The 20687-nt window shown below is 67.1% G+C and carries 24 protein-coding genes; 13 read left to right on the forward strand and 11 right to left on the reverse strand.

What is annotated here, in order from left to right:
• Positions 1-107: 107 nt before the first annotated feature.
• The gene (locus OXR60_RS10255; RefSeq protein WP_267395800.1) at positions 108-479 is read left to right on the forward strand and encodes a PRC-barrel domain-containing protein; all 372 of its coding nucleotides are present in this window, start codon (positions 108-110) and stop codon (positions 477-479) included.
• Between the two features lie 7 nt (positions 480-486).
• Here OXR60_RS10255 and uvrB read toward each other — a convergent pair whose 3' ends face one another.
• Positions 487-2682 (reverse strand): excinuclease ABC subunit UvrB, encoded by a 2196-nt coding sequence (gene uvrB, locus OXR60_RS10260; protein ID WP_267395801.1) that lies wholly within the window; start codon positions 2680-2682, stop codon positions 487-489.
• Between the two features lie 322 nt (positions 2683-3004).
• Between uvrB and OXR60_RS10265 the strand changes: the two genes are divergently transcribed.
• Complete coding sequence (locus OXR60_RS10265) at positions 3005-3826, forward strand: ferredoxin--NADP reductase (RefSeq protein ID WP_267395802.1); 822 nt, start codon at positions 3005-3007, stop codon at positions 3824-3826.
• Between the two features lie 162 nt (positions 3827-3988).
• Positions 3989-5560: an amidase gene (locus OXR60_RS10270; RefSeq protein WP_267395803.1), complete on the forward strand. Its 1572-nt coding sequence runs from the start codon at positions 3989-3991 to the stop codon at positions 5558-5560.
• A 6-nt stretch (positions 5561-5566) separates the two neighbouring features.
• Here the strand turns inward: OXR60_RS10270 and OXR60_RS10275 are convergent, their stop codons facing one another.
• Both OXR60_RS10275 and OXR60_RS10280 read right to left on the reverse strand, forming a co-directional pair.
• Positions 5567-5965: a DUF4345 domain-containing protein gene (locus OXR60_RS10275; RefSeq protein ID WP_267395804.1), complete on the reverse strand. Its 399-nt coding sequence runs from the start codon at positions 5963-5965 to the stop codon at positions 5567-5569.
• Positions 5962-6411, reverse strand: coding sequence for a DUF2721 domain-containing protein (locus tag OXR60_RS10280; RefSeq protein ID WP_267395805.1), 450 nt, complete (start codon positions 6409-6411; stop codon positions 5962-5964). The genes OXR60_RS10275 and OXR60_RS10280 overlap by 4 nt, the downstream gene beginning before the upstream one ends.
• Before the next feature lie 102 nt (positions 6412-6513).
• On the opposite strand from OXR60_RS10280, the gene OXR60_RS10285 reads away from it, so the two are divergent.
• Positions 6514-7608 (forward strand): GNAT family N-acetyltransferase, encoded by a 1095-nt coding sequence (locus OXR60_RS10285; protein WP_267395806.1) that lies wholly within the window; start codon positions 6514-6516, stop codon positions 7606-7608.
• Between the two features lie 41 nt (positions 7609-7649).
• Positions 7650-8192: a transcriptional regulator gene (locus tag OXR60_RS10290; RefSeq protein WP_267395807.1), complete on the forward strand. Its 543-nt coding sequence runs from the start codon at positions 7650-7652 to the stop codon at positions 8190-8192.
• A 14-nt stretch (positions 8193-8206) separates the two neighbouring features.
• Here the strand turns inward: OXR60_RS10290 and OXR60_RS10295 are convergent, their stop codons facing one another.
• Together OXR60_RS10295 and xth are read right to left on the reverse strand one after the other, a co-directional pair.
• Positions 8207-8896 carry a ferritin-like domain-containing protein gene (locus OXR60_RS10295; RefSeq protein ID WP_267395808.1) on the reverse strand — a complete coding sequence of 230 codons (690 nt, stop codon included), beginning with the start codon at positions 8894-8896 and terminating at the stop codon, positions 8207-8209.
• Positions 8897-8957: 61 nt separating this feature from the next.
• A complete protein-coding gene (gene xth, locus OXR60_RS10300; RefSeq protein WP_267395809.1) occupies positions 8958-9731 on the reverse strand; it encodes an exodeoxyribonuclease III in 774 nt (257 codons plus the stop codon).
• A gap of 60 nt (positions 9732-9791) precedes the next feature.
• On the opposite strand from xth, the gene OXR60_RS10305 reads away from it, so the two are divergent.
• On the forward strand, positions 9792-10400 hold the full coding sequence (locus OXR60_RS10305; RefSeq protein WP_267395810.1) for an alpha-ketoglutarate-dependent dioxygenase AlkB: 609 nt from the start codon (positions 9792-9794) through the stop codon (positions 10398-10400).
• Positions 10401-10563: 163 nt separating this feature from the next.
• On the forward strand, positions 10564-10752 hold the full coding sequence (locus tag OXR60_RS10310) for a DUF4169 family protein (protein WP_267395811.1): 189 nt from the start codon (positions 10564-10566) through the stop codon (positions 10750-10752).
• A gap of 9 nt (positions 10753-10761) precedes the next feature.
• Here OXR60_RS10310 and trmB read toward each other — a convergent pair whose 3' ends face one another.
• Entirely contained in the window at positions 10762-11442 is a 681-nt protein-coding gene (gene trmB, locus OXR60_RS10315) for a tRNA (guanosine(46)-N7)-methyltransferase TrmB (protein WP_267395812.1), read from the reverse strand.
• A gap of 68 nt (positions 11443-11510) precedes the next feature.
• On the opposite strand from trmB, the gene OXR60_RS10320 reads away from it, so the two are divergent.
• Both OXR60_RS10320 and OXR60_RS10325 read left to right on the forward strand, forming a co-directional pair.
• Positions 11511-12311: a formate/nitrite transporter family protein gene (locus tag OXR60_RS10320; RefSeq protein ID WP_267395813.1), complete on the forward strand. Its 801-nt coding sequence runs from the start codon at positions 11511-11513 to the stop codon at positions 12309-12311.
• The gene (locus tag OXR60_RS10325; protein ID WP_267395814.1) at positions 12308-12994 is read left to right on the forward strand and encodes a phosphatase PAP2 family protein; all 687 of its coding nucleotides are present in this window, start codon (positions 12308-12310) and stop codon (positions 12992-12994) included. The genes OXR60_RS10320 and OXR60_RS10325 overlap by 4 nt, the downstream gene beginning before the upstream one ends.
• Before the next feature lie 69 nt (positions 12995-13063).
• On the opposite strand, the gene OXR60_RS10330 is transcribed toward OXR60_RS10325, so the two are convergent.
• Positions 13064-13825: a CPBP family intramembrane glutamic endopeptidase gene (locus tag OXR60_RS10330; protein WP_267395815.1), complete on the reverse strand. Its 762-nt coding sequence runs from the start codon at positions 13823-13825 to the stop codon at positions 13064-13066.
• Positions 13826-13939: 114 nt separating this feature from the next.
• Here OXR60_RS10330 and OXR60_RS10335 point away from each other — a divergent pair, with 114 nt between their 5' ends.
• Both OXR60_RS10335 and OXR60_RS10340 read left to right on the forward strand, forming a co-directional pair.
• A complete protein-coding gene (locus tag OXR60_RS10335; RefSeq protein ID WP_267395816.1) occupies positions 13940-14392 on the forward strand; it encodes a hypothetical protein in 453 nt (150 codons plus the stop codon).
• Positions 14382-14687, forward strand: coding sequence for a transcriptional regulator (locus OXR60_RS10340; protein WP_267395817.1), 306 nt, complete (start codon positions 14382-14384; stop codon positions 14685-14687). Before OXR60_RS10335 ends, OXR60_RS10340 begins: the two co-directional genes overlap by 11 nt.
• 108 nt (positions 14688-14795) lie before the next feature.
• Here OXR60_RS10340 and OXR60_RS10345 read toward each other — a convergent pair whose 3' ends face one another.
• The 3 genes from OXR60_RS10345 to lnt form a co-directional block, all read right to left on the reverse strand.
• Entirely contained in the window at positions 14796-15128 is a 333-nt protein-coding gene (locus OXR60_RS10345) for a hypothetical protein (protein WP_267395818.1), read from the reverse strand.
• A gap of 230 nt (positions 15129-15358) precedes the next feature.
• On the reverse strand, positions 15359-16579 hold the full coding sequence (metK, locus tag OXR60_RS10350) for a methionine adenosyltransferase (protein ID WP_267395819.1): 1221 nt from the start codon (positions 16577-16579) through the stop codon (positions 15359-15361).
• A gap of 71 nt (positions 16580-16650) precedes the next feature.
• On the reverse strand, positions 16651-18198 hold the full coding sequence (lnt, locus tag OXR60_RS10355; RefSeq protein ID WP_267395929.1) for an apolipoprotein N-acyltransferase: 1548 nt from the start codon (positions 18196-18198) through the stop codon (positions 16651-16653).
• Between the two features lie 297 nt (positions 18199-18495).
• On the opposite strand from lnt, the gene OXR60_RS10360 reads away from it, so the two are divergent.
• Entirely contained in the window at positions 18496-18933 is a 438-nt protein-coding gene (locus tag OXR60_RS10360; RefSeq protein ID WP_267395820.1) for a VOC family protein, read from the forward strand.
• Entirely contained in the window at positions 18930-19232 is a 303-nt protein-coding gene (locus OXR60_RS10365) for a polyhydroxyalkanoic acid system family protein (RefSeq protein ID WP_267395821.1), read from the forward strand. Before OXR60_RS10360 ends, OXR60_RS10365 begins: the two co-directional genes overlap by 4 nt.
• Positions 19233-19354: 122 nt before the next feature.
• Here OXR60_RS10365 and OXR60_RS10370 read toward each other — a convergent pair whose 3' ends face one another.
• A complete protein-coding gene (locus tag OXR60_RS10370) occupies positions 19355-20680 on the reverse strand; it encodes a sorbosone dehydrogenase family protein (RefSeq protein ID WP_267395822.1) in 1326 nt (441 codons plus the stop codon).
• Positions 20681-20687 lie beyond the last annotated feature (7 nt).

The raw sequence follows: 20687 nt of genomic DNA on the forward strand, positions 1-20687 counted from the left end.
GCGCGCATGGCGTCGCTTATGGGGGATGGATCGATGCCTCTTCAACCCGCCGCGGGCGGAACCGGCGCGGGCGCCGGGCGGTTCACCGGCACAACCAGGAGACACCTATGACCACCGCCGCCATCCCCACCCAGCTGCTGATCCAGGCGAATGTCGCCCACACCACCAAGGTGGAGAGCCGTGACGGCGACGCAGTCGGCAGCGTCTTTGCCTTCATGGTCCACAAGGGCACCGGCCGGGTGACCCATGCGGTCCTCAGCCTCGGCGGCTTCCTCGGCATGGGCAAGAGCTTCTACCCGCTGCCGTTCGCGCTGCTCCAGTTCGATCCAGTCCGCGACCTCTATGTGGTGACGATCGACCGCCGCGTGCTCGAGGGCGGCCCGAGCTGGGCCAACAACTCGCCAACCTTCGACCAGGCCTATGCCGATCGCGTGGCGAGCTATTACGGCGTGGGCACGGAGGATCTGGCGCTCGGCTAAGCGCCCGCTACCGCGACCGGCGCCCGCCCATCCGCATCTTCTGTTCCTTGCCGTAGCGGGTCTTGCGGGTGCCGGGCTTGCCTTCGTTGCTGCGGCCCATGATCGGCGCCTTATGCTCTTCCACCGGCAGGCCGAGCTCCTCGTTCTCGAGCTGGCGGATCTCGTCGCGCAGGCGGCCAGCGGTCTCGAACTCAAGGTCGCTGGCGGCCTTGCGCATCTGCTTTTCGAGATCCTCGATGTACGCGCGGAGGTTGTGGCCGACCATGTGCGGGCGCTCATCGTCGATCGGGATGGTGACCTGATCGCCCTGGCTGACATGCGCGATGATGTCGCCGATGTTGCGGCGGATCGTGGTCGGCGTGATGCCGTGCTCGCGGTTATATTCCTCCTGCTTCTCGCGGCGCCGCGCGGTCTCGTTCATCGCCCGCTCCATCGAGCCGGTGATGCGGTCGGCGTAGAGGATCACTCGGCCGTCGACGTTGCGCGCGGCGCGGCCGATGGTCTGGATCAGCGACGTTTCCGAGCGCAGGAAGCCCTCCTTGTCGGCATCGAGGATCGCGACCAGCCCGCATTCCGGGATGTCGAGGCCCTCGCGCAGCAGGTTGATGCCGATCAGCACGTCATAGACGCCGAGCCGCAGGTCGCGGATCAGCTCGATGCGCTCGAGCGTCTCGACGTCCGAGTGCATGTAGCGGACCTTGATCCCGGCCTCGTGCATATATTCGGTGAGATCCTCGCTCATCCGCTTGGTGAGCGTGGTCACCAGCGTGCGATAGCCCGCCGCGGTGGTCTTGTGGCATTCCTGGATCAGATCCTGGACCTGCTCCTCGACCGGCTTGATCTCGACCGGCGGATCGATCAGGCCGGTGGGGCGGATGACCTGTTCGGCGAACACGCCGCCGGCCTGCTCCATTTCCCAGCTGCCCGGCGTCGCCGAGACGCTGACGGTCTGCGGGCGCATCGCATCCCATTCGTTGAAGCGCAGCGGCCGGTTGTCGATGCAGCTCGGCAGGCGGAAGCCATATTCGGCGAGCGTGATCTTGCGGCGGTGATCGCCGCGCGCCATCGCGCCGATCTGCGGCACCGTCTGGTGGCTCTCGTCGACGAACAATAGCGCGTTCTCGGGGAGATATTCGAACAGCGTGGGGGGCGGCTCGCCGGGCAGGCGGCCGGTGAGGAAGCGGCTGTAATTCTCGATTCCCGCGCAACTGCCCGTTGCCGCGATCATTTCAAGATCGAAGTTGGTGCGTTGTTCGAGCCGCTGGGCCTCGAGCAATTTGCCCTCCGTTACCAGCTCCTTGAGCCGCTCGGCGAGCTCGTGCTTGATCGCATCGCCCGCCTGCTTGAGGGTAGGCCCCGGCGTGACATAATGGCTGTTGGCGTAGATGCGCACCGAGTTGAGGCTCGCGACCTTCTTGCCGGTGAGCGAATCGAATTCGGTGATGTCCTCGATGTCGTCGCCGAAGAAGGAGATGCGCCAGGCGCTGTCCTCATAATGCGACGGGAAGATCTCGAGCGTGTCGCCCTTCACGCGGAAGTTGCCGCGCTGGAAGGCGGCATCGTTGCGCTTATACTGGAGCGCGACGAGCTTGCGCACAATCTCGCGCTGATCGACGGTGGTGTTCTTCTTGAGATCGAAGATCATCGCCGAATAGGTTTCGACCGAGCCGATGCCGTACAGGCACGACACCGAGGCGACGATGATGACGTCGTCGCGCTCGAGCAGCGAGCGGGTCGCCGAATGGCGCATCCGGTCGATCGACTCGTTGGTCGACGATTCCTTCTCGATGTAGGTGTCCGACCGCGCGACATAGGCCTCGGGCTGGTAGTAGTCGTAGTAACTGACGAAATATTCGACGGCATTGTCGGGGAAGAAGCTCTTGAACTCGCCGTAGAGCTGCGCCGCAAGGATCTTGTTGGGGGCGAGGATCAGCGCCGGGCGCTGCAGCTCCTCGATCACCTTGGCCATGGTGAAGGTCTTGCCCGAGCCGGTGACACCGAGCAGCACCTGGTCCTTCTCGCCAGCGCGGGCGGTCTCGGTCAGCTCCTTGATCGCGGTCGGCTGGTCGCCGCTCGCGGTATATTCGCTGACCAGCTTGAACGGCCGCGCCTCCTCGATCTTGGCGGGGCGCGCCGGGCGATGGGGGACGAAGGTATCGCCGGTTTCCGGTTCGGCGAGGCTGGTGCGGATCTGGATGGCCATATGAGTAAGATATGGGGTGGCGGTAGCGGGCTAACAACAACTCCCGACCGTCCGGATCCAAGCCTCTTGCCCATGCTTCTGCCGTCATCCCAGCGAAGGCTGGGATCTTCGGCGATGGCGCGGGGAAGGAGCCGCGTGAGACCCCAGCTTTCGCTGGGGTGGCGACGGTGGAAAAGGTGCCGACGGGGAAAGGAGGAGCAGGAAGCGCCCAAGCGTTGCTTCGGTTGACCCATCGGCCGCGCCCCCATATTGCGCATCGCTCGCAATCAGCCTCGACCCAGGCGATCCCGCGCCCCGCCGGCGCGGCTCAAGGAAGATACGCATGACCGACGTCCGCGCCCCCGCCCTGATCCCGGAGACCAAGGCGTTTCTCAATGCCAAGGTGCTGTGGGTGCGCCATTGGAACGACCGGCTGTTCTCGTTCGCGGTCGAGCGCCCGGCGAGCTTCCGCTTCCGCTCGGGCGAGTTCGTGATGATCGGGCTGCCGGGCGACGGCGAGGGCGCCAAGCCGATCATGCGCGCCTATTCGATCGCCAGCCCGCATTATGCCGAGGAGCTCGAGTTCCTCTCGATCAAGGTGGAGGATGGCCCGCTGACCTCGAAGCTGCAGCTGATCGAGCCGGGCGACGAGGTGTATCTCGGCAAGAAATCGACCGGCACGCTCGTCACCGACGCGTTGATCGGCGGCAAGCGGCTGTTCTTCTTCTCGACCGGCACGGGGCTTGCGCCGTTCCTCAGCCTGGCGCGCGACCCGGACGTCTATTCGATGTTCGACCAGATCATCCTTGTCCATTCGGTGCGGGTGGTGAGCGATCTTGCCTATCACGACGAGCTGCAGTCGCGGCTGGCCGAGGATCCGCTGGTCTCCGACGAGGCACAGGCGCAATTCCATTACATCCCGACCGTGACCCGCGAGCCGTTCCGCACCACCGGCCGGATCGGCGACCTGATCGAGAGCGCGGCGCTGTTCGGCGACCCGGTGCAAGGCGCCAAGAAGCTCGATCCTGAGACCGATCGGATCATGCTGTGCGGCAGCATGGCGATGATCCGCGAGACGGCGGCGATGCTCGAGGGGATCGGCTTTACCGAGGGCTCCAACGCAAATCCGGGCCAGTTCGTGATCGAGCGCGCGTTCGTCGACTGAACAATGCGTCACCCCAGCGCAAGCTGGGGTGTCAAGCCGCTCCTTCACCGCGGCATCGCCAAAGACCCCAGCATGCGCTGGGGTGACGAGTAGGGGGTGAACGCCCGCTTGCGTCGCGGCGGCGCAACGATAGCATCGTACCCTTGAACTTAAGGGGCTGACATGCGGGCATTTGTGATCGGGTTGATGATGGCGTCGGCAGCCGTGCCGGCGGCGGCGAAGACGGTGGCGGTCGAGGAGGTGTCGATCGACCAGCTTGGCGCGATGATGGCGGAGGGGCAGGCGTCGAGCGTCGACATCACTCGCGCCTATCTCGCGCGGATCGCGGCGATGAATCGCCGGGGCCCGGGGCTGCGCGCGGTGATCGCCGTCAATCCCGATGCGCTCGCCCAGGCCAAGGTGCTGGATGCCGAGCGCAAGGCCGGGCGGGTGCGCGGGCCGCTGCACGGCGTGCCGGTGCTGATCAAGGACAATATCGAGACTGCCGATCGGATGGCAACCACCGCCGGCAGCCTTGCGCTCAAGGACAATGTCACCGGCCGCGATGCCCCGGTGGTGGCAGCGCTGCGCGCGGCGGGCGCGGTGATCCTCGGCAAGACCAACCTGTCCGAATGGGCCAACATCCGCTCCAGCCATGCGATGAGCGGGTGGAGCGCGGTCGGCGGGCTGGTGAAGAACCCCTATGCGCTCGATCGTACCGCCTGCGGGTCGTCGTCCGGCTCGGGCGCGGCGGTGGCAGCGAGCTTCGCGGCGGCGGCGGTCGGCACCGAGACCGACGGTTCGGTGGTCTGCCCCTCGTCGATCAACGGGCTGGTCGGGCTCAAGCCGTCGATCGGGATGGTCAGCCGTACCAGAGTGGTGCCGATCAGCCACAGCCAGGACACGCCGGGACCGATGGCACGCAGCGTGCGCGACGTGGCGGTGCTGTTCTCGGCCATGGTCGCGGCCGATCCGGCCGATCCGGCGACCGCGGGCGCAATGACGCACGATTACGCCGCGGGGCTGTCGACCTCCGCCTTGTCCGGCATGCGGGTGGGGGTGATCCGGCCCGAGATGTCGGCGGCGGTGGCGGCGCGCTACGATGCAGCGCTGGCGGTGCTGCGCGCCGCGGGGGCGGTGCTGGTGGAGGTCAAGCAGCCCAAGCTCGAGGGGATCGGCGACGCCGAATTCACCGTGCTCAAGACCGAATTGAAGGCGGACATGAACGCCTATCTGGCGGCGACGCCGGCGGCGGTGACGGCGCGAACGCTCGATCAGGTGATCGCCTTCAACAAGGCGCATGCCGCCGAGGAGATGCCGTTCTTCGCACAGGAGACGTTCGAGGCGGCGGCCAAGACCCAGGGGCTCGACGATCCGGCGTATCAGGCGGCGCGGGCCACCTCGCTGCGGCTGGCGGGGCGCGAGGGCATCGATGCGATGCTCAAGGCGGCGGGCGCGCAACTGCTGGTGGAGCCGACCTATGCGGGGGCGTGGCTAAGCGACCCGGTCTATGGCGATCAATATGACGGGCCGAGCTCGAGCGAGCTGCCGGCGATCGCGGGCTACCCCAACCTCACGGTGCCGATGGGGCTGGTGAAGGGCCTGCCGGTGGGGCTGTCGTTCATCGCCACCAGGAACGGCGATGCGACGGTGCTCGGCGCGGGCTATGCGTATGAGCAGCGGGCGAAGGCGCGGGTGGCGCCGCGTTATCTGGCGCAGGCGGATGTCGGCGCAGGGCTGGAGGGCACGCGCTAGCCGGGACTACCGGTAGCGGGCTGCGAGGCGCGCCTGCCACAGCATCACCAGCGGCACGACGCCGAGTTCCATCGCCAGGCCGAACAGATGGCCTCGCGATGGGACCCCGACGCTCGCCAGCGACACCAACCGCGCGCAGCCGCCGCAGATCACCAGTGCGGCGAGGAGGCGGAAGCGCGGGCCCTGACGCTCGATGTGGGGGATGCAGGTCGCAAAGGCGATGCCGACCGCGAAGAAGATGCCCGAGATGTAGCGGAAGTGGCTGTCGAGATCGCGCGGGATCACCGGCGGGTGGCCGAGGAAGCCGGGGCCGGTGAGGATGCTCTGGCCGCCGATCGTCAGTGGCACCAGGCAGGCGAGCGCGACGACGAGCTGGAGCAGGCGGCGTTCAAGCGCGGCGCTCACAGCAGCAGCTCCTTGCGAACATGGTTCGACCGCAGGGAGACCCGGACTTCGAAGATGAAGGCGGTGAGGCAGGCGATCAGCAGCGTCACCCCGACGATGAACACCACCGCGATCACCGTGCCGATCGCGAACTTGCCGATGTTCGCGATGAACAGCAGCGCGATCACGACGCATGCCATGACGGCGCTGGACACGGCGAGGAACAGCGCGGCATTGATGATCGTCATCCGCTCGTCGAGCAGCCGCAGCTCCCATTTGTAGCGGGCGCGCTCGTCTGCCTCGACGCGGGCGAGCAGCAGCTCGAGCGCGCGGGCCCGATCGATGACGCGGGCAAGCCGGCCGGCGAGGACGTTGAGCAACTGGCCGATAGCGGCGAGCATGAACACCGGAGCGAGCGACAGCTGGATGGTCTGGGCGATATTGGTGACGGCAGGCAGGGTGGGCATGACGCGCATCATAGGTGGAAAGCGGGGGAGCGAAAGGCTCGATGCGGCACGGGCGGAGACGGCTCCACCGCTTGGTAACGCCTTGGCGCTAGGCCGCGCGGCGTGACCAAGCCGATGCTCCTTGCCGATTTCGTGCGGCTGCCCCCGGTGGCGCGCGCGAGCATCGCCGATGGCCTGGCGGCGGCGATCGATATCGTGGCCGAGCGGGCGCCCCCGAGCCACGCCTTCCTGCGCTACGGCTGGTATGCCGCCGCGCTCAGCGCCTATGGCGGCGCCGCGCGGACACTGCTGGTGGAGGAGGATGGCGAGCCGGTGCTGGCGCTGCCGTTCGTCGCTGCCGGGCCGCGCTGGCTCGGGCTGGCGGCGATCCCGGGAAGCTATTGGCCGTTCCGCAGCTTCCCGCTCGCCACCGATGCCACCGAGGCGAGCCTGCGCGTCGGGCTGGCGACGCTGGCGGCGAGCGTCAACGGGCTGCGGATCGGGCCGGTCTATGACGACGATCCCGCGGCGGCGGCGCTGATCGCAGCGGCGCGGGCGAGCGGCTGGACGGCGATCGACCGCTTCGTCGCCGACAGCTGGCGGCTCGACATGGCGGCGCAGGAGCGCGACGGCGCGTGGCCGCGTGGCTCGACGTTGCGCAAGAACCGCTTCCACGAGAAGCACCTTGCCAGCCATGGCACCCCCGAGTGGCACTTCCTGTCCGGCGCCGACTGGCCGGCGGGCTTTGCGGCGCTGGGCCGGATCGAGCAGAAGAGCTGGATCGCATCGCGCACCGACGGCAGCGACGCCAAGTTCACCGCGATCGGGCACGGCGCCTTCTGGCAGGCCGCGGCGGCGGACCCGGCGATCGCCGCGATGCTCCACGCCGCGCTGCTGACGATCGACGGCGAGCCTGCAGCCTTCTCGTTCGACCTCGATGCCGGCACGCTCAAATACGCCATCGCCAACAGCTATGATCCGGCCTTTGCCAAGCATTCGCCCGGCAAGCTGCTCTATTATCGCAACCTCGTCGAGGCGCGCGGCCGCGGTGTCGCCATCGTCGACTGGGGCGCGGGCGATAGCGGCTACAAGCAGGTGATCGGCGCCGATCGCGGCCCCGCGATCCGTGACTGGCTGCTGCTGCGGCCCGGCTGGCCGGCATGGGTCGGCCGGCTGTTGCGCGGTCGCTGGCGGGCCTCGGGCCACCGGCCGGGCTGATCGGCGTGCACCCGGGCGGGCGGCTGCGGCGTTCCTTGCCCATGCTCGCCTTCCTCGACTTCGAAGCCTCCTCGCTCGCCAAGACCAGCTATCCGATCGAAGTCGCCTGGGTGTTCGAGGATGGCGCCGCGGAATCGCACCTGATTCGGCCGGCGGATGGCTGGACCGATTGGGATCCCAAGGCGGAGGCGATCCATCACATTCCGCGCGCGACGCTGCTGCGCGACGGTCGTCCGCACGATGAGGTCGCGCAGCGGATGGTGGACGTGCTCACCGGGCACGATCTGCTCGCGAGCGCGCCGTCGTGGGACGGCAAGTGGCTGAGCTATCTACTCCGCGCCGCCGGGCTGCCGCGGCACAGCCTGCGGCTGCGCGATACGGAGGAGGCGCAGGTTGAGGCGGCACGCGCGATCCTCGCACCGACAGTGCCGGCGGCGCAACTCGCCAGCGTCGTCGAGGAGGTGCTGACCCTCGCCGCGGTGCGCGACCGCGGCACGCCGGCGCATCGTGCCCAGGCCGATGCCGAGGAGGAGCGCCAGCGCTGGCTGGCGGTCACGCGCGCGGCGCGGGCCTGGCGGAAATAGAAGGGGCGGGGCGCTCAGCCCGGCGTCGCCAGAGTGAACGGCGTGGCGAGGCGCTCGGCCGGATCGGCGCTGTCCGCCCAGTCGGTGCGGCGGCGCAGCCGCGGCGTCAGGAACAGCGCTGGCAGCTTGAGGAACAGCAGTTCCGAATGGATGAAGTGATCGACGGCGCGTTCCCACCAGCGCGGCGCGGCGCGATCATGGGCGCGCAGCCACGCGTCATACGGCTGCCAGTGGCTCGGCTCGTCCTGCTCGATGATCCGGAAAATCTTCATCAGCGTGCGATCGCTCTTCACGAACGGATGATCGAGCAGGATCTTTACTTGCTGGTGGCCGCGCTGCTCGGTGAGCGAGATCACCCGGCACAGCTTCTCGAACTGCGCGTCGCTGGCGATGATCGCCTGCGTATCGAGCTCGTCAATGCGCTGGCCGAACATGATCTCGACGAACCGATCGATATGGCCGCAGGTACGATCCACCAGCAGCGGCATGGTGCCGCGCATCTCGAACCAGCGGCGGAACATCAGATAATGTTTGCGCTCGTCGGCCCGATGCTTCTCCACCGCGGCGATGAACCGGTGATCATCGGGCGCGACCGCGCGTACGGCCTCGAGCACGCGATCGATCGCGGTATAGCCGCGATGCTCGTTGTAGATGTAGATCGACCCGAGCAGGTCGAGATATCTGTTGCTCAGCGACCGCAGCATGGCCCGATCATGAGCCGGCATTGCGACGTAATCATGGCCGGTGGCGCAGTCCTCGAGCCGATCAATCGTGGAGGTCGATCCACACCGGAGCGTGGTCACTGGTCTTTTCCCAGCCGCGGACGTCACGGTCGACGCCGGCGGCGGCAAGGCGCAGGGCGAGCGACGGGCTGAGCAGGAGATGGTCGATCCTCAGCCCCGCGTTGCGCCCATAGGCGTTCCGGAAATAGTCCCAGAAGGTGTAGATGGTCTCGTCTGGGTGGAGGTGGCGCAGCGCCTCGGTCCAGCCCTGGCCGACCAGCCGCGCGAAAGCGGCGCGGACCTCGGGGGCGAACAGCGCGTCGTCCTGCCAGCGTTCGGGTTTGTAGACGTCGCGCTCGGTCGGCATGACGTTGAAGTCGCCGAGCAGCAGCACCGGCATGCCGGTGGCGAGCAGGTCGGCAGCATGGCCGATCAGCGCGTCGAACCAGGCGAGCTTGTAATCGAACTTCGGCCCGGGGCGGGGATTGCCGTTGGGCAGGTACAGTCCGCCAATCAGCACGCCGTTGATCGCGGCCTCAAGGTAGCGGCTCTGGGCGGGGTCGGGATCGCCGGGCAGCCCGCGGCGGGTCTCCACCGGCAGGCCGACGCGGCTCAGCAGCGCGACGCCGTTCCAGCTCTTCTGGCCATGCCAGATAACCTGATAGCCCGCCGCCTCGATCGCGGCATGGGGAAACTTTTCGTCAGGTGCCTTGAGTTCCTGGAGCGCGACCACGTCCGGCCGGGTTTGCTCGAGCCAGCGCAGCAACACCGCAAGCCTGCCGTTGACGCCGTTGACGTTGTAGGTCGCTATCCTCATTCCAGCGTTCAATGAGCCTGGGGGCGCTGCGTTCCGCCGTTCGCCGCCTATATGGGCACGATGGCCATCCAGCCCGATCTGTTCGCTCTCGATCCCGCGCCTGAGATGGCGCCGCTGCCGGGGCTGCGCTTTGCTGAGGATTTCGTCTCCGTCGCCGAGGAGGCGGCGTTGATCGCCGGGATCGAGGGGGTGGCGCTAGCGCCGTTCCGCTTTCAGGGGTGGCTCGGCAAACGGATGACGGCGTCGTTCGGCTGGCATTATGATTTCGACTCCGCCCGTGTCGCCGAGGCCGAGCCGATCCCCGCTTGGCTGCTGCCGGTGCGCGATCGCGCGGCGGCGTTCGCCGGGCTTGCGACGGACGAGCTCGTCCAGGCATTGCTGATCCGCTACGATCCGGGCGCGGGGATCGGCTGGCATCGCGACCGGCCGGTGTTCGAGCATGTCGTCGGCATCTCGCTCGGGGTGGCGGCGCCGATGCGGTTCCGGCGGCGGCTGGACGAGGGGGGCTTTGCCCGGCGGACGGTGCCGCTCCCGCCGCGATCGATCTACCATCTCGCCGGCGAGGCGCGGCACGGCTGGGAGCACAGCATCGCCGAGATGGAAGAAACGCGCTGGTCGGTGACGTTTCGCAGCCTCGCGGCGCGGTTCAAGGAGCAGGTGGCGCGGTAACAGTCATATTGTCGCCCCAGCGGACGTCGAGCTCTAGTCGCGGCACGTGCCGCAACACCCCGGTGAGATCCCAGCTTGCGCTGGGATGACGGACTGGTCGGTGCTGAATTGAAATTGGTCTGACGAAGTAGGCGGCCGCCCAAGTGGCTGCTATCGTGCCGCCATGGCAGAGATCATCAACCTGCGCCGTGCCCGTAAGGCTCGGGACCGGACCACGGCCGAGGTTCAAGCCGCCGCCAATCGCCAGCGGTTCGGCCGCACCAAGGCGGAGAAGCTTGCCGAGGCGCAGGAACAGGCGCGGACGGCGCGGATCGTCGACGGCGCGCGGCGGGAGCCATCCGACCTCGGCTGAAAGGCCGGCTCAGACCCGCAGGTAGCGGAAGTACCACACCTCGTGGCCGTGGCGGCGCGCCTTGCGCTCGTAGCGGGTCTCGGGCCAGTCGGCGGGGCGGGTGAGGAAATCGGCCGGGCTTTGCGCGGTCCAGGCGAAATCGGTGCGCTGGTTCATCACCATCATCGCCCAGCGACAATAAGTGGGATCGTCGGTGCCGAGGCGGAACTCGCCACCGACCTTTAGCTTGGCCGCGATCGCATCGAGCGGGCCGTGATTGATCATCCGCCGCTTGGCGTGACGCGCCTTGGGCCACGGATCGGGATGGAGCAGATAGACCCGCTCGAGTGAGGCGTCGGGAAGCCGCTCGACCACCTCCAGCGCATCGCCCATGTGCAGACGGACGTTGGTGAGGTCGCCGTCGCGGATATGGCCGAGCGCGCCGACCACGCCGTTGAGGAACGGCTCGCAGCCGATAAAGCCGCTGCCCGGCGTGGCGGCAGCCTGGCCGGCGAGATGCTCGCCGGCGCCGAAGCCGATTTCGAGCTGGAGCGGGCGCTTGTCGCCGAACAAGGTCGTCGAATCGAGCGGGCCAGCCTCGGGCACGCTGAGCGCGGGCAGCGTGTCTTCGACGAGCGCGGCCTGGCCGAGGCGCAATTTATGGCCCTGGCGGCGGCCGTAGAGGCGGCGGATGGTGGCAGGATCGTTCATGGTCGCCGGCGCCTCTAGCCGTATCGCGCCGCGGAGCAAAGCGGCACGCGGGCCGTTACACCGGCGTAATGGCAGACAGCGACAATGACGACCTCAAGGCGGCGGACGCCAAGGAACTCCACCGCGCGGTGCGCGAGGAGGGCGAAGACGAGCTGCGCCGCCCGGTGGGGTCGCTGTTCTGGCCAGGGCTTGCCGCCGGCATGGCGATCAGTGCCTCGCTGATCGCCGAGGCTGCCTTATACGCCAAGCTGCCGGCGACGCCGTGGCGCGATTTGGTGGTCGCGCTCGGCTATCCGCTCGGCTTCCTGATCGTGATCCTCGGGCGGATGCAATTGTTCACCGAGAGCACGATCACCGCGATGCTGCCGCTGGTGACGACGCCGACGCGCTGGGCGCTGCTGCGAACACTGAGGCTGTGGGGCATCGTGTTGTTCGCTAACCTGCTCGGCACCGCGATCAGCGGCGCGCTGATCGCGCACGGACTGCTCGGCAGCGACGAGGTCCGCGGCGCGGCGCTGGCGATCTCGGCCAAGATCACCGAGCTGTCGCCGCTCGCGACGTTCATCAACGCCATCCCCGCCGGATTCATGATCGCGATCCTCGCCTGGGCGCTGCCCAATGCGCGCGAGCAGAGCTTCTGGATCATCGTCGCCTTCACCTATGTGCTGACGGCGGCGGGGTTCAGCCATTCGGTGGTCGGGTCGGACGAGGCGTTCCTGCTGATGTTCGCCGGGAAGACGGGATTGTGGCAGACCCTCATCGAGTTGATCGCGCCGGCGGTGCTCGGCAATCTGGTGGGCGGCGCGGGGATCTTCGCGCTGCTCGCCCATGGGCAGGTCAAAGCAGAAATGGACGGGGAGGCGACATGAGCAAGAACGGTAAGGGCGACAAGAAGGTGACCGGCAAGAAGGCAACCGGCAAGCTGAGCGGCAAGAAGGCCGATGGCAAGTCCGCCAAGAAGGCCAAGAAGACCGCAGGCAAGGTCGCGCAGGCCGATCGCGAGGTGACGCACAAGGCGGCCTCGGTGCGGCACCTGCCGGTCGTCCGGCTCGCCGGGCTGCTCGGCGAGGTGGGGGACCAGCCGCAGCTGATCCTCGCCTCGGTGGGAACGATCGCCGCGGGGCTGCTCGGCGGCCGGCGGGATCTGGTGCGCGGTGGCGCACGGATGCTGGCGGCGCATCTCGTCGCCACCGCGGCGAAGAGCGTGATCAAGCAGTCGTTCGATCGCAGCCGGCCGGAGAAGGCGCTGGCCGACGGCCAGACCCATTTCGCCCGCGGCGACAGCCACGATCACGAACTCAATTCCTTTCCGTCGGGCCACACCGCTGGCGCGGTCGCGGTGGCGCGTGCCGCCTCACGCGATATCGAGGGTGCCGCGGTGCCCGGCGCGATCGGCGCGGCGGCGGTGGCGGCGGTGCAGGCGCCGGCGGGGCATCATTATCTGTCCGACGTGGTGGTCGGCGCCGCGGTCGGCTGGGTGTCCGAGGCGGTGGTCAGCGCGGTGTTTGACCGGCTCGAGCCGGCGATTGAGCAGCGGCTGACGGGGAAGTAGCTCTTGACCTTCACTGGCATGTCCCGGGCAGTGCTGGCCTGCCTGGGACATGGGTCCATCTCGATCGCCTCAGCTAGCCGACATTGCCCATTGCGGCGCCTTGCGCAGCGCCAGCCAGTCGGCCAGCGCCGGACGCACGAAGAAGGCGAGCACGTCGATCAGCGCGTGCGCTATCATGACCCGCATCAGCGACCCGTGGCTGAGATAGTATAGCGTCAGGAAGCCACCCGGGATCATGGTGGCCAGCACGCCCTTCCAACCATAATGGGCATGGGCCAGACCGAAGCAGATTACCGAGATCGCCACCGCTACCTCTAGCGACTGCGTGACCCGGAGCAGCAGCAGCGGCAGCGCCAGCCGGAAGAACAGCTCCTCGCTGAACCCGGCGTTGATGCTCAAGAGCATGGCCAGCGCACCCTCGCGCCGGTTGCGCGGGATCAGCGCCGCGTCCGGTCCCTGCTGCGGCGCGAGCATTTTCTTTAGGCGACGCCACTGGATGGCGACCGACAGCATGATCCCGGCCGACAGGCCGAGTGCCATCGGCCACCAATGCTCATCGGTGTCGTGGCCTTGTGACTGGAGCAGCCGGTGAGCAGGTGCAAAAGCCTCTGGGAAGCCGTGGAACGGCCACAATCCGTCCGCCAGCCAAAGGCTGATCGCGCTGCCGCCCACCAGAATGACGAAGCTCTGCACTAGCCAAAGCGCGTAGCAGCGTTGCCGACCAGCAGTATCCGGCAGCGCCTTGAACAGTCGATAGGCGGTGACGTCGTGGCGCACCCACCAGGTGCCGCCTGCCAGCATCGCGATGAGCCAGATGAGGATGAGAATCATGTATCGATGCCTCTTACTTTCCGCTTTGGAAAGTGGCCACAGCTTTCCACATCGTCAAGTCGTAATTTTATGATATGGAAAGTCATCGAGGTTGTTGGTTAGGGGGACGCAGTAGTGGATGAGGTGGAAGCGGCGCGCGCCTTGGAGGCGATAGGCAGGGCGCGGGACGCCTTGGCGCAACGGGCAACATGGTCGCTGAGGCGCCACGCGGCGGTGGGCCTGGTCATGGGGGCCATGATCATGGGCTACGCCCTGCCTGCGCCCTGGCCCATCATCGTCGCGGCCGGCTGCATGGCGGCCACCGCGGTGATCGTGATGCGCGACCGTCGCCGCGATGGTTTCTTCGTCAGCGGCTATCGACCGGGACGCACGCGGTGGCTGGCGCTCGCGATGGTGATTGCCGCCTGGATCGCGCTGTTTGCTGCCATCGTCCTGAAGGCGCGGTTCGGGCTGGTCTGGGCACCCGTTGTTATCGGGCTCGCCATGGCCTTGCTCGTCACCCTTGGCAGCGTCGCCTGGGAGCGGGTGTACCGGCAGGAACTGCAAGGCACCTCCCATGACGATTGAGCGGCTGGACACGCTGATCCATCCGCCGGCCCGCCTGCAGCTGATGGCGCTGCTTGCCGATGTCACCGAGATGGAGTTCGGTATTGCGCGCGAACTGCTGAGCGTGAGCGATTCCGTCCTATCCAAGCATCTCGCGCAACTCGCTGAAGGCGGCTACATCCGGTTGCGCAAGGCGACGGTGAATACGCGGCAACGAACCTGGATCGTTGCCACGCCGGAAGGGCGGGCCGCCTTCAAAGGTCATGTCGCTGCGCTGCAGGCGCTGGCGGCAGGTCGGTCGATCACGGCCGTTTGAGCGACCAACCCTTGGTACTTCCGCGTCGGCGCTAGCGCAGACTATTGGAACACGTGCTATGCCCGACGTCGAGAACGCTGCGGAATTTTTAAAGCATTCTCAGCCACGTCAACGTGGCGTGGACGGGCCTCGGTAACCAGGGCTCGCCTGCAATTCGAGCGTATGCCGGTAAATCCTGTTGGCGGCATCAAGGCGATCTTGAAACCGGGCGAGGTGAGCCGGGGTAAGCGTGCCGCCGTCTTCCTGCTTTTGCTTCAATGCGTCTTTGCGGAGCGTTAGCAACGTGTTTCGATGAGCCGTCATGACCTGGTAAGCACATTGTGCGGCCGCCGAGCAGCCGATATCCACGATACCAGGAACAATCGAGCTTTGTGCCTGAGCCGCCAACGGGATCGTAAGCGCGGTCAAGGCAAGGCTCAAAGCAACGCGTTCAGCCCTCATCTTTGATCTCCTGCATTCACTGACCTTGAAAATACGCCCAATCCAAAGGCTCGTCTATTGAAAACGATTTACGTCGTCGGTTCGATCCGGAGCGGATGACGAGCTTGAACCTCGCACGCTGCGTTAGACGAGTGGCAGGGAGCAATCCGTCGGAAAACAAAAAGAGCCTCTCCCGAGATTGCCGGGAGAGGCTCTTTGATCATCGATCGATTTTGCTTAGCCGGCCTGGGTCAGGCGACGGCGGCCTTGATCGCGTCGACCAGGTCGGTCTTTTCCCAGGTGAACAGGTCGCCCTCGGGCTCGCGGCCGAAGTGGCCGTAGGCGGCGGTCTTCGAGTAGATCGGCGCGTTGAGCTTGAGGTGCTCGCGGATGCCCTTGGGGGTCAGCCGGACCAGCTGCGGCAGCGCCGCTTCGAGCTTGGCTTCCTCGACGGTGCCGGTGCCGTGCAGGTCGACATAGACCGACAGTGGCTCGGCGATGCCGATCGCATAGCTGAGCTGGATGGTGCAGCGACGCGCGAGGCCGGCGGCGACGACGTTCTTGGCGAGATAGCGTGCGACATAGGCGGCCGAGCGATCGACCTTGGTCGGATCCTTGCCGCTGAACGCACCGCCGCCATGTGGGGCTGCGCCGCCGTAGGTGTCGACGATGATCTTGCGGCCGGTGACGCCGGCGTCGCCGTCGGGGCCACCGATCTCGAATTGGCCGGTCGGGTTGATGTAGATCTTGGTGTCATCGGTGATGAAGCCGTCGGGCAGCACCTCGTTGAACACGCCCATTACATAGTCGCGCAGCACGGCATATTTGGCGGGATCGGCGTTGTCGCCCTTCTCGCAAAAACCGGGCGCATGCTGGGTGGAGACGACCAGCGCGGTCGCGGCGACCGGCAGTTCGTTTTCGTAGGACAGGGTGACCTGGCTCTTGGCGTCGGGCTCGAGGAACGGCGCCGCGCCGGAATGGCGATCAGCGGCCATCTTCTCGAGGATCTTGTGGCTGTAGTAGAGGGTGGCGGGCATCAGGCCGGGGGTCTCGTCGGTCGCGTAACCGAACATGATGCCCTGGTCGCCGGCGCCCTCGTCCTTGTTGCCGCTCTCGTCGACGCCCATCGCGATGTCCGCGGACTGGGTGTGGAGGTTGTTCTCGAAGCGGAAGGTCTGCCAGTGGAAGCCCGACTGCTCATAGCCGATCCGCTTGACGGTGGCACGGACGGTCTGCTCGATCTCGTCCTGCACGCCCTCGGCCCAGTTGCCGGCGGCATCCATGATGCCCTTGCCGCGGATTTCGCCGGCCAGCACCACGAGCTGGGTGGTGGTCAGCGTCTCGCAGGCGATGCGCGCCTCGGGGTCCTTGGACAAGAACAGATCGACGATGGAGTCGCTGATCTGGTCAGCGACCTTGTCCGGATGGCCTTCGGAGACCGACTCGGATGTGAACATGTAGCTGGAACGCATTGGAATCCCTTCTGGTGAGGGGAAAGCCCGGGCCGTTGCCATGCCATATAAAGCTTTCCTTATATGTTGCCCTAGCGTGCCCGGCGGCGGACGGCAACGGCCCCCGCGATCATCGCCAGCGCGACGATCAGCGCCAGCCAATTGCCGAGCCGGCTGAACAGCGTCGGCACCAGCGCCGGGGGCATCGGCACCTCGATCGCGCCGGCGGTTTCGTGCGGGACGGTGGCGAGCAGGCGGCCATCGGCGGCAATCACCGTGGAAATGCCGGTGGGGGTGGAGCGGACGATCGGCAGCCCTTCCTCAATCGCGCGCATTTGCGCCTGGGCAAGGTGCTGCGGCGGCCCCCAGCTGCCAAACCAGGCATCGTTGGAGGGATTGAACAGCAGACGCGGGCGATGCGCCTCGTCGATCACGCGGCCGGAGAAGATAATCTCGTAGCAGATCTGGAAGCCGATCCGCCCGAACCCGGGGACGGTGAAGCTGCGCGGGCCGGGGCCGTCGTCGAAATCGATATCGCCGGGGACGAGGCGGGCGAGGCCCAGCGGCTTGAGCAGCCAGGGCATCGGCAGATATTCGCCATAGGGCACGAGGTGCGCCTTGTCGTAGCGGTCACGGATGCGCGCGCGTGAGTCGAGTGCATAAACCGAGTTGCTGGCGCCGGTGATGTCCTCGGCGGCGTTGAAGCGCAGCGCGGTGCCGCCGGTGAGCAGCATATCGCGCGGGCCCAGTAGCTGCGCCATCCGCCAGCGGGTGAACAGCGGGCTCGCGCCGGCATAGGCATAGAGCGGGTATCCGCCCTCGATATAGTCGCGCACCACGCCCTCGGGCCACATGATCAGCCGCGGGCGGGGGCCGGGGCGGCCGGACAGCTTGGCCAGCGCGGTGAGGACGCGATCGCCATCGTCGTCGCTGCGCTCGTCCTGGCCGATGTTGGGCTGGACGACGCGGAGCAGCGGGGCGTCGGGTACGGCGGCGGGCGCATTGGTCCACAGCGCCGACAGCGCGGCGAGCACGAGCGCGGCGGCAAGGCCGAGCGGCAATGCCCGGTGGCGGGTGGCGAGCAGCAGCAGCGAGCCCGCGGCGAGCACGGTGATACCGGACAGCGCATAGGTGCCGATCCAGGCCGAGAGGCGGGCGACGCCGATCACCGGCAGCCAGACCACGCCGATCGGGTCCCAGGCATAGCCGGTGAATAGCACGCTCCGCAGATATTCGCTGGCGATCCACGCGGCGGCGAACATCAGCACGTATGGCGCGTCAACGGCATAGCGGCTCGATCGGCCGAACCGCCAGGCGAGGCCCGCGGCAAGTGCGGGGAATATCGCGAGGTACAGCGCCAGCGCCACCGCGGCGAAATAGCCGAGCACCGGGGGCATCTTGTCCTGAAAGTCGAACGCGTGCTGGAACCAGTTGTTGTTGATGGTGAAATGGCCGAGGCCGAAGCACCAGCCGAGCCATAGCGCCCGGCGCAGGCTGGGCGCACGGTGGATCAGCGCGATCCACACCGCGAAGCCGGCGAGCGTCAGCGGCCACAGCTGCCAGGGCGCGAAGCCGGTGGCGGCGATGGCGCCGAGCAGGATCGAGGCGAGGGCGGGTCGCTGGGCAAGGAAGGCGCGGATCACGGGAACATCCTGGTCGGCGGGGGCTCGTGGCGAGCGGGTGCCGCTGTCGCCGATCCGGCCGGGCGGGACAAGTGGTTGCGGGGGGTGCCTCTAGGCGAACTCACCCAGGCTTGTTCCAGGGTCCACCAGTGTTCTGGTGGAAGGGCAAGAGGCTCGAGCAATTCCGTGTTGGCGCAGTAGACGTAGGAACAAATTTTGAAGTGACGGAGGGTTGGGGCAAGAACGTGTTTACCCTCAGGTCGGCTCCCCAACTCCGCTGGTGACGACGCGCGGGGCGGCGGCTATCCTCCGGCGATGACACTGCGCCCCTTCCATCTCGCCTTTCCCGTCCACGATCTCGCCGCCGCGCGCGCCTTTTACGGCGGCACGTTGGGCTGCGCGGAGGGGCGTTCGAGCGACAGCTGGATCGACTTCGATCTGTTCGGCCACCAGATCGTCGCGCACCTCGATCCCACGGCCAAGCCGGTCGCGGTCGCCAATGCGGTCGACGGTCATGACGTGCCGGTGCCGCACTTCGGCGTGGTGCTGACGATGCCGGACTGGACGGCGTTGAGCGAGCGGGTGGCCGCGGCCGGGGTTCGCTTCGGGATTGCGCCACATGTCCGCTTCAAGGGCCAGGCGGGCGAGCAGGCGACGATGTTCTTCTACGACCCGTCCGGCAACGCCCTCGAGTTCAAGGCGTTTGCCGATGACGCGATGCTGTTCGCGGTAGACAAGAAGGAAGCCGCATGAGCGCGCCGATCGAAGTGAACATCCCCCACCAGCTCGGGAAGGAAGCAGTGCGGGCGCGGCTCGACGGCGGGATCGGCAAGATCACGCGGATGATCCCGGGCGGCGGTACCGTCGAGCATCGCTGGGAGGGCGACACGGTGCATTTCACCGTCGCGGCGATGGGCCAGTCGATCGCGTCGCGCGCGACGGTGTCCGATACCAACGTCCATGCGGTGGTGGACCTGCCCGGCTTCCTGGGGCTGTTCGCGGGCAAGATCCGCGATGCAATCCAGGCCGAGGCGCCCAAGCTGTTGAAGTAAAAGGCGGCAATTCGCTCCCCCCTTCCGACACCCCAGCGAAGCTGGAGTGTAGGCGTGGTCGGGCGACACGGCGTCATCGCGGAAGATCCCAGCTTTCGCTGGGATGACGAATTTGCCTGCCGCTACTTGGCGCTGACCCGCCACACCTTGTTGCCAACGTCGTCCGCCACCAGCAGCCCGCCGGTCTTGTCGGTGATCACGCCGACCGGGCGGCCGTGCGCCTTGCCATCGGCATCGAGGAAGCCGGTAAGCACATCGATCGGCTTTGCGTTGGGCAGCGGAAAGCCGGTCGGCGCGAACGGCACGAACACCACCTTATAGCCCGACACCGGCTTGCGGTTCCACGAGCCATGCTCGCCGATGAAGGCGCCGCGCGCGAACTGGCCGCCGAGCTTGGCGTCATTGGCGAAGGCGAGCCCGAGCGCAGCCACGTGTGGCCCGAGCGCATAGTCGGGGCGCTTGGAATATTGCTGGAGCTGCGGGTTCGGCGGGTCGACCCGCGTATCGGGATAGCCGCCCCAATAATACCAGGGCCAGCCGAACTGGTCGCCGAACTCCACCTGCGTCAAATAATCGGGTGCGAGATCGGAGCCGAGCATGTCGCGCTCGTTGACCACCGTCCACAGCCCCTTGGTGTCGGGGTTGATCGCCATGCCGTTGGGGTTGCGCAGGCCCGAGGCGTAGATGCGGTAGGTCTTTTCCTTGGGCCAGACCTGAAGGATGTTGGCGCGGAATTTCTCGGCATCCATGCCGTTCTCGGCGATGTTGGACGACGAGCCGACGCTGACCAGCAGGGTGCGGCCATCGGTATTGGGGATGACGTTGCGCGCCCAATGGTTGCCGCCGCCGTTTAGCTTCACCACCAGCTCCGGCTTGGCGGTGATGCTGGTGGCACCATCGGCATAGGGGACGCGAACCAGCGAATCGGTGTTGGCGATGTAGAGCTGACCCTCGAACAGCGTCATCCCCGAGGGCGAGTTGAGGCCGGTCATGAATATGTGGCGCTGCTCGGCCACGCCGTCGCCGTCGGCGTCGCGAAGCAGGGTGATACGGTTGGCGGACGCGCCGCCGGCGCCGGCCTTGCCGAGCAGCTTGCCCATCACCCAGCCGGTAATGCCGCCGCCCTTGCGTGGCGGCGAGTTGGTCTCGGCGACCAGCACGTCGCCGTTGGGCAGGCGATACAGCCAGCGTGGATGATCGAGGTTCGCGGCGAACGGCTGGATCTTAAGACCGGCCGCCGGGAATGGCGCGGCATTGCCTTGCCAGCCGATCACGTCGGCGACCTTGACGGTGGGGATGGTCTGGATGCGCGAATCGGTGATTGACGGGCGGCGGCCGACGACCTGGTCGAACGGCACCTGCGCCTTGTCCGGCCAGGCGACATAGATGATCCCGGCGATGGCGACGACGACGAGGAGCGCGATGACGCGCAGAACGTGCTTGAGCATGAGAAGG

It is taken from the genome of Sphingomonas sp. GC_Shp_5, from assembly GCF_026540855.1.
GTDB lineage: Bacteria > Pseudomonadota > Alphaproteobacteria > Sphingomonadales > Sphingomonadaceae > Sphingomonas.